Here is a 13392-nt window from a genome sequence, read left to right as displayed (position 1 = left end):
TCGCCACAATCGCCCACGCGGGCAAGGTGAAATTCGTGGCGATCATGCCGGCCCACTGCCACACCAGTGCACCACGCATGGCCGTGGCGCCAAGCAGCAGTGCGGCCGCCACGATGGCCGCGAAGAAGCCCACCCGGAATGCGCCTTTGCCGCGCACCGCGAGACCGATCAACACACCACCAAGCGCGGCGCCCCACACACCACCAAACGCCTGCGCCGCCACCTGCACCAGCAACGCGACGATAAAGACTGCTCCACTTGGCATCGTTCGTCCTCAGCGGGTGAGTGTGAGCGCCGCCCGCACATCACGCGCGGGCAGGTCGGTGAGGGTGCGCGGCGTGCGCACGCTGTCGAGGGTCCCACCGCCCCAGAGCGGCAAACGATCGAGATACCGCGCGCTGGCCGGGTTGCCGCTCTGCCCGCCAGGATACGTCGCCTGAATGACGGGTTCCTTGCCGAACTCCACCACCATACGCCAGCTCGCGCCGAAGTTTGCGCGGCGTGATGCGACCGAGGGATTGAGCGTGCCTCGTCCACCGTCGATAGGTGTGGGCGGTGCGGCAAACCCTTCGAGCTTGAGCAGGTGCGTGGGTCGTGCTGGCGACACGGTGCCCCACACCCACGGCGTGTTGGCCGGATCGCCGTATTGTGTCACCAGCGAGTCGTACGCGCTGGCCAGTGCTGTGGACAGCACACGGTCCCGATCTTCCCGCACGTTGGCCGTCCGCTTGTCATCCCACCAGCCATTGCTGGAATCAGCGATCAGTTGCAGCAACCGACTCTCCGACGGCGTGGCCACACGTTGCGACGAACCTGCCGGCAACAGTTCGTCGTACAGCTGCATGGTCGTGAACGACAGCGCCATCTCGAACAAGCGCGACCCGGTGTTCTCTCGCGTGTAGCGGTGATCCCACTTTCCGAGCAAGGTTTCCGCCGCCTCGAGTGAGGGCGTGCCCTCACCACGTTCACGACGTACTGCAGCAGCATGCAGGAAAGCCGGCACCAGCAGGTCGGCACGCACACTGCCCGGATTGGTATGGAACTGTCGCATCTTGTCGGCGGTCATGCTGCTGTCGGCCCGCAGCAGCCGATTGATCTGCAACGCGCGCCAGATCTCGTAGTGTCCATCCACACCGAGGTACAGCGGATCATACAGGGGATCGATCGGCTCCTGATTGGCCGACGCCAGATAGCCCTGCGTGGGATTCACGCTCTGCGGATAGCGATCCACGCTGCGAAAGCCGATCCAGTCAGTCTTGCGAGTGTTGCCTTCGCGGATCTCGGTGCCGCGCCCACTGTCAGCACGAATGGGATATCGACCCGTGGAGCGAATGGCGATGGTGCCGCTGGTATCGCCCACGATCATGTTCTGCGCCGGCGCCTGGTAGTGCGCCGCCATGGTATCGAGAAACGCCGTGGCCGTCTGCGCATGGAGTGCAGCACGAAAGCCCATCAACTCATCGCCCGCCTCCAGTACCGTCCAGCGCATCGACAGCCATTCGTTGCCCACGCGCTGCATGGGCCCGCGATGTGTGTAGTGGACAGTGTCCACCGCGATCACATCGCCCTTGGGACCGCGGTACGTCTCCACACGCGTGTCGGCGAACACCACGTTCTCGCCATCGAGCTGGTAGTGCGTGGGGCGCTTGACGTCGTCCACCGTTTCACGCCAGAAGTCCATGACATCGGCGCCGGTGTTGGTGAAGCTCCACGCAAACGCCCGCGTGTAGCCAATCACCACGCCCGGCAACCCGGGAATCGTCACCCCGCCCACATCGAACACCCCCGGCACCACCATGTGCACCTCATACCAAATACTCGGCAGCGTGAGCTCGAGGTGCGGATCGCCGGCCAGCAGTGCCTTGCCGCTGGCACTGCGCGACGGTGACACCGCCCAGTTGTTGCTCGCAAAGGCCCGTTCCTGCGCGAGCAGCGCACGTTCCTCCGGTGACGCATCCAGGTCGCGCGACCACCCGAACAGTGAGCGCGTGCCACTGCCCAATGCGGTGACGAGCTTGGCGGCCGCAGCGTCAGGTGCACCGGGTGCGGGCAACGGCGTGAGCGCATCACGCGGCGCGTTGCGCGGAGCCGGCTGAATGGGTTCCTGCACCGGCGAGTCGGTATCGAAGATGGCGCGTGCAGCGGAGTCACCGATCAATGCTTTCGCGCGCAACAGGTCGAGTTCCACCGGCGCGTGCGCCAACGTGTAGCCCATGCGATTGAACAGGTGCAGCGAATGCACCGGCAGCCATTCACGTGGCATCTTGTTGAGTAGCTTGTACTCCACCGGGTAGCTTGCTGCCGACAACGAGGTGCGGTAGGCATTGATGCCGTCGGCATAGGCGCGCAGGAACTGCATCATCTCACCCGTACTGTCGAGTGACGCCAGTTTGCGTTCTGCGGCCCGTGGCATGCCCAGGTGTCGCGTCTCCTGATCTGCCGGCAATGCGATATTGCCCACCAGTTCGGTGAGTGTGCCCTCGCCGGCGCGCGACTGCAGCTCCAGCTGGAACAGTCGGTCCCGCGCCACCACGTAGCCCAGTGCGCGAATGGCATCGAGCTCGTTGGTGGCGAAGATGTGCGGCACGCTGCGCTGGTCGTAACGCACATCCACCTGACCTCCCAACACCGGGATGCGCCCCGTTGCCTCGGCGGGCAGGTCGTCCATGGCATTGGCCCACAGACCGATCGACGGGGAGAGAACGGCGCCAAGGGGCGGAAGGGGCCCCGCGCCACGAACTCCGACCCAGGTGGCGCCAAGTCCGACGGCGAGCGAAACAACTGCGAGAGCTATCCGGGCCATACGATCAGGGATCCGTGGCAGGAGGTTTTCACGGGAAGGACGTGACGGCAGCGTCACAAACGTCCCGAAGCAGACTCAAGGATCCCCCGGAAGTCCCCGGTGTGCAAGTTCTGAGCACGGTGGCGTCTCCGTTCAGCGACCCGAGGCAGCATTGGTGAAGTACCGGTGCCAGGTCCTCGCCGGGTCGTGGAACGCCTCATCCCATCTTGGCAATGGACGATCTCGAACGGTTGTTCCGGGAGTATCACCCTCCAGTGGTGCGGTATCTGACGCGCCGGCTGGGGGATCGTGATCTCGCCGAGGAGCTGGCCCAGGAGACCTTCTTGCGCGCTTCCCGCCACGGGCCCGTGGCGAACGAGCGGGCATGGCTCTTCGCGGTGGCCACCAACCTCGTACGCGACGAAGCCCGTCGCACGGTGCGCGAGCGGCGTCGGTTGACGTTGTTGCGCGATGAAATGCAGCAGGACGCCGAGACCGAACCCGATGTGTTCCGTCTCGAACAGCAGGTCGATGCAGAAGCAGCCGCCCTGCGTGAGCAGGCACTGGCCCGGGCCGCGGTGGACGCACTCGCGGAGCGAGACCGGATGGCGCTGCTGATGCGGGAGGAAGGACTCGACTATCACGAAATCGCCGCCGCACTCGGGCTGAGCGTGGGCAGCGTGGGGACCACGCTCTCGCGCGCCCGCCGTCGCCTGGTGGACGTCTACGAATCGCAGCAGCGTGAACTCGCTGCGCGGGAGGGATCCGATGTCGCGTGAAGAATTCATCATGCCCGACGAACGGTTGCTGCCGGAGTACACGGCGGACGGGCATCTCGAGGAAGGCACGGTGCACACCTGGCTGGATGGTGTGTTCGATGCGGACGCGGCCGCCGCGGTGTCGGCGCATGTGAACGGCTGCGCGGCGTGCATGGCGTTGGTGGCCGAAGCGCGTGGCTTACTGGCGGGGAGCTCGCGCATTCTGGCGGCGCTGGATGTGACGCCGGCCGGTGTGGTGCCCGCTGAGGATGCCAGCCGCACTGCGGCGCGCATTGCGGCGTCGGTGCCGATGTCACAGCCCAAGCGGACCACGGCCAAGACCCGTCGTATTCAGCCGTGGTGGTATTCCGCTGCGGCGGCGGCGGTGCTGGTGGTCGGTGTGGGTGGCACCATGTGGATGCGCGGCGGCAAGGAACTCGCCGAGCGTCCCGTGGCAGACACTGCGCGCGAAGTGCGCGAGCCGGCATTTGATGCAGCCACGCAGGCGGCCGGTGCGGCTGGCGCTGCTGTGGCAATCAATGCACCAGCGTCCGACGCCGCGACGGTGGATGCGCCGAAGGCCAATGCGAAGGTGAGCAGCATCGATCCGAACGCGCCGGTGTCGTCGACGCCTGCGAATCCGGGTGTAGTCGCGCCTGTGCCCATGGCGACTCCGATGGCCGCGCCGTCGGCGGCGCGTCGTGCGCTGGGCGCGTCGCAGAATGTTGCGCAGGGCATGTCACAGCCTGGATCGCCGGGTAGCGGCGTGGCCGCGAGCACGACGGCCGTACCGCCGTCTGTTTCGCCGGCACCTGCGCCGGCATCTGTTCAAGCAGCGGAGCTTCGTGCTCCGGCGTTGGCACGAACGGTCGCTGCGGAACCTGAAGTCGCATCGGCGAGCAGTGCGACGCGACGTGTGACGGTGACTGGTACGGTCACGGACGCCGCTGCCCGGCAACCCGTCGCAGATGCAGTTGTCGAGATCTTCCGCGGCAACGGAGCAGCGCTGCGTTCCGCGGCGTCGACGAAGACCGATGCAACTGGATACTTCTCGGTGACGGCGGACTCCATCACCGCGAACAGCATCGTCACGGTCCGCGTCAGGCGCATCGGCTACGAAGTCTCGGCGCTCTCCCGCTTGGTGCAATCGGACACGCTGCGAGTGGCTTTCGCGCTCAAGCAGGCGGGCTTCGCGCTCAGCGAGGTGGTCACTACCGGCGCCCCCGAGCGTCGGGCGGCCAACACCCGCACCCGCGAATCAGCCAAGGCGGGTCAGGGCGCGGCCGTTGCGCAGAACGCGTCCACCCCCACCCCACCAATGGTCACCACCGCGCAGGCCGAGCCAGCACGCAGGGCGATGGCCGCAGCTTCGATCGCGGTCGCCGCCGACGCCGTCTCGCGCCCCCCGCGCCCCTATCCCGGCCAGCCCGGCAATCGCGAGCAATACGATCGCATCGAGGACAACCCATTCCTCGGCGTCACCAACAACCCGCTCTCCACCTTCTCCATCGACGTGGACCGCGCGTCCTACGGCAACGTGCGCCGCTTCCTGCAGAGCGGGCAGCGTCCACCGGCCGACGCCGTGCGCATCGAGGAGCTGATCAACTACTTCCCGTACGAACTCCGCGAGCCGCGCGGCAATGATCCGGTGGCCATCACCACCGAAGTCACCACCGCACCGTGGCAGCCGCGGCATCAGCTCGTGCGCATCGCGCTGCAGTCCAAGCGCATCGAGATGGGATCGCTGCCGCCCAACAACCTCGTGTTCCTCATCGATGTGTCGGGCTCGATGCAGTCGCCTGACAAACTGCCGCTGGTGAAGCAGTCGCTGCGCCTGCTGGTGGATCAGATGCGCCCGCAGGACCGCGTGGCCATCGTCACGTACGCTGGCGCCGCAGGCCTCGTGTTGCCAAGCACGAGCGGTGATGAAAAGGAGTCCATCATCCAGGCCATCGAACGGCTCGAGGCGGGTGGTTCCACGGCCGGTGGTGCAGGCATCGAGCTCGCCTATCGCACGGCCCGCGAGCACTTCATGGACCACGGCAACAACCGCGTGATTCTTGCCAGCGATGGCGACTTCAACGTGGGCGTGAGCAGCGACGGCGAACTCGAACGCCTCATCGAACGCAAGCGCACCGAAGGCACGTACCTGACCATCCTGGGCTTCGGCACGGGCAACTATCAGGACGCGAAGATGGAGAAGCTCGCCAAGCGCGGCAACGGCAACTACGCCTACATCGACGAGCTGGCAGAAGCGCGCAAGATGCTGGTGCGCGAGATGGGGGCGACGCTGCTCACGGTGGCCAACGACGTGAAGCTGCAGGTGGAATTCAATCCGCGCCGGGTGCAGGCCTATCGGCTCATCGGCTACGAAGACCGCCTGCTGCGCAACGAAGACTTCACCGACGATCGCAAGGATGCAGGCGACCTGGGCGCGGGACACCAGGTGACGGCCTTGTACGAAATCGTGCCGGTGGGTGTGCAGGGCACGGTCACGCTGCAGGATACCGAAGCGCGTCGCTATGAGCCGGTCACCGGTGAAGCGCGCAGCAGCACGTCCAGCAGCGACGAACTGCTGTTCGTGAAGCTGCGCTACAAGCGGCCCGGCGAATCGACCAGCCGCCTGATGACCCATCCGGTGCCGGCGCGCGTGGTGCGGGGCAGCGACGACATGCGATTTGCGAGCAGCGTGGCGGCGTTCGGCATGCTGCTGCGCGAGTCACCCTACGCTGGAAACACCAGCGCCGCGCAGGTCCTGGAGCAGGCCCGCGCGGCGCTGGGAGAGGATGACGGCGGCTATCGCGCCGAGTTCATCCGGTTGGTGGAGCGGTACCGCCGAATCAGCGCTGGCGGGCAGCGTTGAACGGGAACGCGCCGAGGCCGGACACATCGAGCAGGCCTTCCATGTTGTGTTCGCCCTTCATGACACCCGTGCCGTTGATGACGATCTGCTGACCGCCCATATCGACGGCAAAGCCGAAGAACACGGAGTCGCCCTTCACAACACCCTTGAGGGGGGCGACGCCGAGTTCGGACTCGGTCTGACCGCTGAGGGAATCGCCCTTGTGGACGATGGTCATGAGCGAGGTGCGAGCCTGATCGGGGGTGGTGATGTTCACGTTCCACTTACCGGACAGGTCGGCAAACAGGCGGGGAGCTGCCACGGCCGCACTGATGGCGATCGTGGTGGCAGCGCAAATGATCGCTGCGGAAGTCGTCAGTCGGCGGAGCATGGTGGGGACGGTAGGGGGTGCCGTTTCAGGCGTCGGCCGGTACCGACGTCGGTCACCGGGATGGACGTCAGGCGCGTGCGCCGGACACATGTACTGTGATATGCACGTTTCGGCCCCGAAGTGCCAGCACCCTGGCCGCTAATTTCGGAGCAGCACATCACCGTCGGCCGCCCCGCCCCCCAACCTCCTACGCCTCCGGCCGCCGCCGCGAGAGCTGACGCCGCACCACCGAGAGCAGTTCTTCACTCGTGGCGGGCTTGGGGACGAAGTTCTCGCCCGGGATCATGGTCACGTCGGAGGGATCGAACTCCGGATCGTAGCCGCTCGTAAATACCACCGGCAGCTGCGGATTGATGCGGTGCAGCTCGCTGGCCAACTGAGTGCCGCTGATACCGCCAGGCATCACGAGATCAGTGATCACGAGATCCACCGACCTCTCCACGGACGGCCAGAGCGCCAGTGCATCCCGTCCGCTGGGTGCGACATACACCTTGTACCCGTCCCGTTCCAGCACCCGCTGAATCAGGCGGCGTACGGTGGGTTCGTCTTCCACGACGAGCAGTGTACCCGGTGCCTGATGTTCACCCGAATCGGTGGCGACCTCCTCCGACGCCGTCGATGCCCCTTCAGGCACGATCGCCTCGCTCACCGGGATCCACACTTCCATCGTGGTCCCCACTCCCAACGCCGTCTCCACGCGCACCGTGCCACCATGCTGCTGCACGATGCCATACACCGTGGCCAGCCCCAGCCCGGTGCCCTGCCCCGTGGGCTTGGTGGTGAAGAACGGCTCGAACAGGCGCGGCAGATTGTCTTCGGCGATGCCACTGCCTGTGTCGCGCACACTGATCACCGCGTAGCCACCCGCCGGCAGTCCACTGGGCGATGATGGCGGCAAGGTGCGCTGCACCGTGGTGATCACGATCGCCCCGCCGCCCTGCTGCGCGTCGCGGGCATTCAGCACCAGGTTCATCAGCACCTGCTCGATCATACCGCCGTCCACCTCGACCACCAGCGGAGCCGGCGCCGACGACACAACCAGCGAATAGGAGCTCGGGACGACGCGTCGCAACAGGCGCACGTGGCTGCGCACCAGCGCATTGAGGTCGAGCACGCGCGGTTGCATGGCCTGCTGACGGCTGAACACGAGCAGCTGGCGCGTGAGCCGCGCCGCACGCTGCACCGCCGTCTCGACGTCGATGAGCAGTTCCCGCCCGATGCGTGGCAGGTCGCGCACCAGGCGCAGCTCCTCGAGCTGCATCATGATGGCCGCAAGCACGTTGTTGAAATCGTGCGCGATGCCGCCGGCCAACTGGCCGATGGCTTCCATCTTCTGGCTTTGCCGCAGGCGATGTTCGCTGGCGGTGAGAGCTTCCACCATCTGCGCGTGTTCCACGGCCGTCTCGTGCTGCTCGCGCAGCGCCGTGGAGAGCACCAGCGCCACCAGTGCCTGGATGCCGAGAAACGCCTGCAGGATGGTGAGCGAATCACCTCCGGTGGCCACCGCCAGGGCAGATGGCTGACGGTCGAGCATGAGCAACACGCCGGTGACACCCACACTGAGCAGCGTCCAGAGCGTTCCCACCTGCCCGAAACGCAGCGTCACCAGCAGCAGCGGCAGGGAGAGCATGTACGGCTGTGCATTCAGCGGCCCCACGATGGGCGTGCCCCGCAACACGAACACGGCCGCCGCCACCGTCACGCCGGCCAGCACCGAGGCTTCCAGTACGCGAATCGGGGACCACGGTCGCGTTGGCGAACGTGGTGGGTCGAAGCACAACACCGTGAGCGGCGTGACGATCGCGTACGCCAGCATGTCGCCGACCCACCAGATCACGCCGCCCTTGAGCACCGTACTGCCATCCGCCCACTGCGCCACGAAGCCCGCCGGCACACAGGCGATGGCGGCGGCCACGCTGGTGATGAGTAGAAAGACCGCCACCTCTCGCAGTCGCGCAAATCGGATGGGCTGCTCCGTGAAGCGCTGCAGCAGCCGATCGATGAGGTACAGCTCGCCCATGCTGGCCACGAGAAACATCAGCCCGACCTGCGTCGCATACCCCTGAATCAGGTTCGACAGCGTATCGAGCAACACATACCCGATGAACACGAGCGGACGGTGCGAACGCGGCAGCACCAGCAAGGCGGCGACAGCAACGCCGGCCGGAGGCCAGGCGGGCGCCAGCGGTCCCCCGTAGCGAATCAGCGCCAGGGACGCAGCGTGTGAAACGAAGAAGACCAACGCGAGCCGCACCAGCTTCCCCGTTTCCAACGGCACGGGGATCAACCTACCTGGACGCATGCAGTGAGCCGGTCAGAGGCGTTCACACAGTGGCACACGGATGAGAAGTCGCGCGACCAAGTATATGACCCGTGCCCCCCGACGGAAGAGGTGAAGCCCGCGGTGTGACGGGCCACTCCGCTTCGGCGATCAGCAATTGCCCGTTCGGCGCCTACATTTCCAACAGGACACATCGGGCGCCAACCGGTCGATCGGTACGCCCCTGCATTCTTCCGTCCAAAGAAAAGCCCATCGCATGTCTTCATTGGCCATCTCGATATCCGGCGTCTCGAAACGCTATGAGCACCACGTGGCGGTGCGCACGCTTTCGCTGAACGTTCCGCGTGGCACGGTCTACGGACTGCTCGGTCCCAATGGTGCCGGCAAGACGACCACCATCCGGATGATCCTCAACATCATCGCCCCCGACACGGGCAGCATTTCCGTGCTCGGCGTCCCCGGTCATGACCCGTCCATCGTGGATCGCATCGGCTACTTGCCCGAAGAACGCGGGCTGTATCGCAAGATGCAGGTGCGTCGTGTGCTACGGTTCCTCGGCGAGCTCAAGGGACTCGGTGGACGCGACCTCGATATGCGCATCGACGCCTGGCTCGAGCGCCTCGCGCTCAAGGGCGGCGGTGCCGACTGGGGCACGAGCAAGGTGGATGAGCTCTCCCGGGGCATGCAGCAGAAGGTACAGTTCATCGGCGCCCTGCTGCACGATCCCGAACTGGTCATCCTCGACGAGCCGTTCAGCGGCCTCGACCCCATCAACGCACAGGCGCTCAAGGACACCGTGGTCGATCTGCGCAAACAGGGTCGCACGGTGATCTTCAGCACACACCTGATGGACAACGCCGAACGGTTGTGCGATGCGGTGTGCATCATCGCCGGCGGCGAGAAGGTGCTGGACGGTACCATCAGCGATGTGCGCAATGCTCATGGCGGGCGATTCGTGGCGCTCGCTCTCGAAGGCGATCCCGTGCCTGCCGTGGAGTCCATCCTGACGAACCCAGCCTGGGTCACGCGCCGCGACGACTCCAACCGCTACATGGAACTCGAACTGCCTGAGCAGGTTGCCCCCGGTGCACTGCTGGCGGCTCTGGTGCACGCCGGTGCCAACATCGAGCGCTTCGAGCGAGTGCGCCCTTCGTTGCATCGCATCTTCCTGGAGAAGGTCGGCGCAACCCACGTCGAAGCGGGGATGACTGGCCATGGTTGATCGCAAGTTTCTCGCGGTGGTGCGGCGCGAGTATCTCGAGCGCGTGCGCACACGCTGGTTCCTGATTGCCACAGTCTTTGGTCCGGTGCTGTTCGGATCATTGATGGTCCTGCCCGCGCTGCTCGCCTCGCGCAACAAGGGGGCGGCCGACGCGTCCAACATCGTCATCATCGACGCCACGAGCACCTCGCTCGGCGCTCGCTTGTCGTCTCAGCTTGCGGGTGGCGTGACGGCAGGCGACAACGCGCCTCGTGTGGTGCCCGTCGCTCCGGGCGCCATAGCTCCCGCCGAGTCGTTGGCGACTGCCGATGTGATGCAGGAACGCGCCAAGGGCTATCTGATCGTGGACAGCACCCTGATCACCACCGGCAAGGCGCGCTACGCCGGCAGCAACACCACGGCGATCTTCGACATGCAGCGCCTGGAACGAGCGGTGCAGCGTGAGCTGGTCGCGTTGCGGCTCGAGGGTGCGGGTGTCGATCCCGATGTCGGCCGCGCGATCACCGGTATCTCGACCAACATCAGCACCGAGCGCCTCACCAAGCAGGGACGCGGCGGGTCGGGGCAAGTCAACTTCATCGTCGGCCTCGCGGTCGCGATGACGTTGTACATGACCATCTTCATTTACGGCCTCAACGTGCTGCGCGGTGTGCTGGAAGAGAAGCAGACGCGGGTGGCCGAGGTGGTGGTGGCGAGCATTCCCGCCACACGACTGCTGGCTGGCAAAGTGGTGGGTGTTGGTGCGGTGGGTTTCACGCAGATCGTGTTGTGGATGGTGATCGGCGTGGTGATGTACTACGTGCGGGCCCCTATCCTGGCCTCATTCGGCGTGGCGAGCACCCCGCTCAACATCCCCGACGTGGGCTTCTCCACGGCCGCCACACTGCTCGGCTTCTTCGTGCTGGGCTTCATGTTCTACGCCGGATTGTTTGCGGCGGTGGGCGCGACGATCAACAGCGAGCAGGAAGCGCAGCAGGCGCAGATGCCGGTGGTGCTGCTGCTCGTGGCCAGCGTGATGTTCGTGCAGAACATCCTGATGCAGCCCGATGGTACGCTGTCGCGTGTGATGTCCACGCTGCCATTCAGTGCGCCGATCATCATGCCACTGCGCATGACGGTGGCTCCCGTGCCCACGTCGCAGGTGCTGTTGTCGCTGGCATCAGTGGCCTTGGGCGCCGTGTTCACCACATGGATCGCCGGGCGGATCTACCGTGTGGGGCTGCTCATGTACGGTAAGCGGCCGACGTTCCGCGAGATGATGACCTGGGTGAATCGCCGGTAAGCGTCCGGTCCATCGGCAGTGGTTCCTGCGCCCCTGATGCTTCGTGTATCAGGGGCGCAGTTTTTTCTGCCCTGACAGCTCGGTGCGGGCGAGTCGCGCGAGGCGTTCTACAAGGTCCCGCAGCGCCTTTTCGCGCGTGCGCGACGTCTTGCCGAACAGCAAGCGGGCCAGACCCTGCGCCGACAGGAATGCCGCTGCGGCTCCGGCAGCGGCCAGGACGGGGTCGTGGGCGAACTTGAGGGTGAGTCCGAACGTGAGTGGTGCCAGTCCCATGCCGGCGCCAAACCCCACGCCACCAAACAGGCCACCGGACATCGACGTGAGGTCTTCGAAGGCGCGAATCATGGTGCGGCCGTTACGCACGGACACCTGCACCTGCACCACGCGCGGCATGCCGGACTGGCGCTGGCCTCCGCCGGTGGTGACCGTCAGCGTGCGGCCCACCACGTTGATGTTGGCCAGCTCCCCAAGGGCACGCCGTGCCTCGTCGGCCATATCCTCGAAAAAGTCGAGTGGCACTTCGCCTTCGACCACCGATTCGAACTCCAGCTTGTCGTAGGCGCCCATCCACTTGCTGGGTGGTGTACGCTGCCGCTCTCCCACACGAAGCTCCACCGATTCGCGGGCGGCGAGCGCCTGCGATTGTGCATCCGCTCGCTCGGACAGCGCACGCTCCACGTACTTCGCGTCGATGCCCGCTTCAAGCGCGGCTTCTTTCACGACCACGGCGTCGTAACCGCGTGTGAGCGGCTCGCCATCAGCAGGAGTGCGCACCAGAAACGCCGGCGGCGGCACGATCACGCCGGTGTGTGCCTGCAATGCGGCGGCGCGTTCCCACACCTGATGGGCTTCAGCGGAGCTCAGCGGTCCAGTCGCCTGCGCCGATGCGGCCGGATATGCCACCGCATCGGCAGCTGGCACGATAGCATTCGACGCTGCTGCAGCGGCGACAGCCATGGGTGTACGCGCCGCCACCGCCACGTTCGACGGCGCGCGCTCCTGCAGCACGTCATCGATCTGCTCGAGTAGGGCCTGCGCCGAGGGTGTGCGCTGGTCGGGTGACTTGGCGAGCAGGCGCTGCACCAATGTATCGAGCAACACCGGCGCGTCGGGCAGCACATCACGCAAACTGGGCACCGGGCTCGTGACATGGGCAACCAATACGGCCGAAGCCTGCGTCCGTTCGTAGGGATAGCGCGCAGTGAGCAGGTGATACAGCAGCACCCCCAGTGCGTACAGGTCACTGCGCCCATCAAGCGCTTCGGCGGTGACCTGCTCGGGGCTCATGTAGTACACCGATCCCAGTACGGTGCCGGTGGCGGTGAGCGGCTGTGCATCGCCCATGCGCGCGATACCGAAGTCGGTGATCACGGCACGTCCCGATTGGTCGATCAACACGTTCTCGGCCTTGATGTCGCGGTGCACCACGCCAGCGTCGTGCGCAAATGCCAGCGCATCGGCCACCTGCCGGACAATCAGCAGCGCCTCGCGTACCGACAACGGGCCCGTGCGCAGCAGGCGGTCAGCCAACGACTCGCCCTGCACATAGCCCATGATGAAGTACACGACGCCATGCTGGTCGGCGGCCGCGAAGATGGGCACGATCCCGGGGTGCGACAATCCGGCAGCGGTGCGTGATTCGCGCACGAAGCGTTCGCGCACCTGCACGTCGCTGGCCATGTGGGGCAGCAATGTCTTGATCGCGACGCGGCGCAGCAGACGCGTGTCCTCGGCGAGGTACACCACGCCCATGCCGCCCCGCCCGATCTCGCTGAGCAGACGGAATTCGGCAGCCACCGCCCGGGCCAGTGATGGCGCCGGTTCGGGCCATTGC

Annotated in this window: 9 protein-coding genes; 4 read left to right on the top strand and 5 right to left on the bottom strand. The window is 65.9% G+C overall.

Features of this window, described 5'->3' with window-relative positions; genetic code table 11:
• Together VGE27_RS15785 and VGE27_RS15780 are read right to left on the bottom strand one after the other, a co-directional pair.
• On the bottom strand, positions 1 to 265 hold a 265-nt coding region (locus VGE27_RS15785), incomplete at its 3' end, for a hypothetical protein (protein WP_331050633.1).
• Positions 266 to 274: 9 nt separating this feature from the next.
• On the bottom strand, positions 275 to 2803 hold the full coding sequence (locus tag VGE27_RS15780; protein ID WP_331050632.1) for a penicillin acylase family protein: 2529 nt from the start codon (positions 2801 to 2803) through the stop codon (positions 275 to 277).
• 212 nt (positions 2804 to 3015) lie between these two features.
• Here VGE27_RS15780 and VGE27_RS15775 point away from each other — a divergent pair, with 212 nt between their 5' ends.
• Entirely contained in the window at positions 3016 to 3561 is a 546-nt protein-coding gene (locus tag VGE27_RS15775; protein WP_331050631.1) for a sigma-70 family RNA polymerase sigma factor, read from the top strand.
• On the top strand, positions 3551 to 6403 hold the full coding sequence (locus VGE27_RS15770) for a YfbK domain-containing protein (protein WP_331050630.1): 2853 nt from the start codon (positions 3551 to 3553) through the stop codon (positions 6401 to 6403). The genes VGE27_RS15775 and VGE27_RS15770 overlap by 11 nt, the downstream gene beginning before the upstream one ends.
• Here VGE27_RS15770 and VGE27_RS15765 read toward each other — a convergent pair.
• Both VGE27_RS15765 and VGE27_RS15760 read right to left on the bottom strand, forming a co-directional pair.
• Positions 6381 to 6773 carry a hypothetical protein gene (locus VGE27_RS15765; RefSeq protein ID WP_331050629.1) on the bottom strand — a complete coding sequence of 131 codons (393 nt, stop codon included), beginning with the start codon at positions 6771 to 6773 and terminating at the stop codon, positions 6381 to 6383. The genes VGE27_RS15770 and VGE27_RS15765 overlap by 23 nt on opposite strands.
• A gap of 187 nt (positions 6774 to 6960) precedes the next feature.
• On the bottom strand, positions 6961 to 9051 hold the full coding sequence (locus tag VGE27_RS15760) for a hybrid sensor histidine kinase/response regulator (RefSeq protein WP_331050628.1): 2091 nt from the start codon (positions 9049 to 9051) through the stop codon (positions 6961 to 6963).
• Between the two features lie 313 nt (positions 9052 to 9364).
• Between VGE27_RS15760 and VGE27_RS15755 the strand changes: the two genes are divergently transcribed.
• Both VGE27_RS15755 and VGE27_RS15750 read left to right on the top strand, forming a co-directional pair.
• Positions 9365 to 10276, top strand: a complete 912-nt coding sequence (locus VGE27_RS15755) for an ABC transporter ATP-binding protein (protein WP_331050627.1) — start codon at positions 9365 to 9367, stop codon at positions 10274 to 10276.
• Positions 10269 to 11558: an ABC transporter permease gene (locus VGE27_RS15750; RefSeq protein ID WP_331050626.1), complete on the top strand. Its 1290-nt coding sequence runs from the start codon at positions 10269 to 10271 to the stop codon at positions 11556 to 11558. Before VGE27_RS15755 ends, VGE27_RS15750 begins: the two co-directional genes overlap by 8 nt.
• Before the next feature lie 48 nt (positions 11559 to 11606).
• Here the strand turns inward: VGE27_RS15750 and VGE27_RS15745 are convergent.
• Positions 11607 to 13392: serine/threonine-protein kinase (locus VGE27_RS15745; protein ID WP_331050625.1), on the bottom strand; the 1786-nt coding region annotated here is incomplete at its 5' end.

The organism is Gemmatimonas sp. (assembly GCF_036405635.1).
GTDB lineage: Bacteria > Gemmatimonadota > Gemmatimonadetes > Gemmatimonadales > Gemmatimonadaceae > Gemmatimonas.
The sequence above is the reverse complement of the archived record's forward strand: the minus strand, read 5'-3'. Positions and strand labels throughout refer to the sequence as shown.

What these genes read in the sequence shown, in the direction of transcription:
- VGE27_RS15780 (WP_331050632.1), bottom strand. Translation starts at nt 2,803, where the DNA reads ATGGCCCGGATAGCTCTCGCAGTTGTTTCGCTCGCCGTCGGACTTGGC.
- VGE27_RS15775 (WP_331050631.1), top strand. Translation starts at nt 3,016, where the DNA reads ATGGACGATCTCGAACGGTTGTTCCGGGAGTATCACCCTCCAGTGGTG.
- VGE27_RS15770 (WP_331050630.1), top strand. Translation starts at nt 3,551, where the DNA reads ATGTCGCGTGAAGAATTCATCATGCCCGACGAACGGTTGCTGCCGGAG.
- VGE27_RS15765 (WP_331050629.1), bottom strand. Translation starts at nt 6,773, where the DNA reads ATGCTCCGCCGACTGACGACTTCCGCAGCGATCATTTGCGCTGCCACC.
- VGE27_RS15750 (WP_331050626.1), top strand. Translation starts at nt 10,269, where the DNA reads ATGGTTGATCGCAAGTTTCTCGCGGTGGTGCGGCGCGAGTATCTCGAG.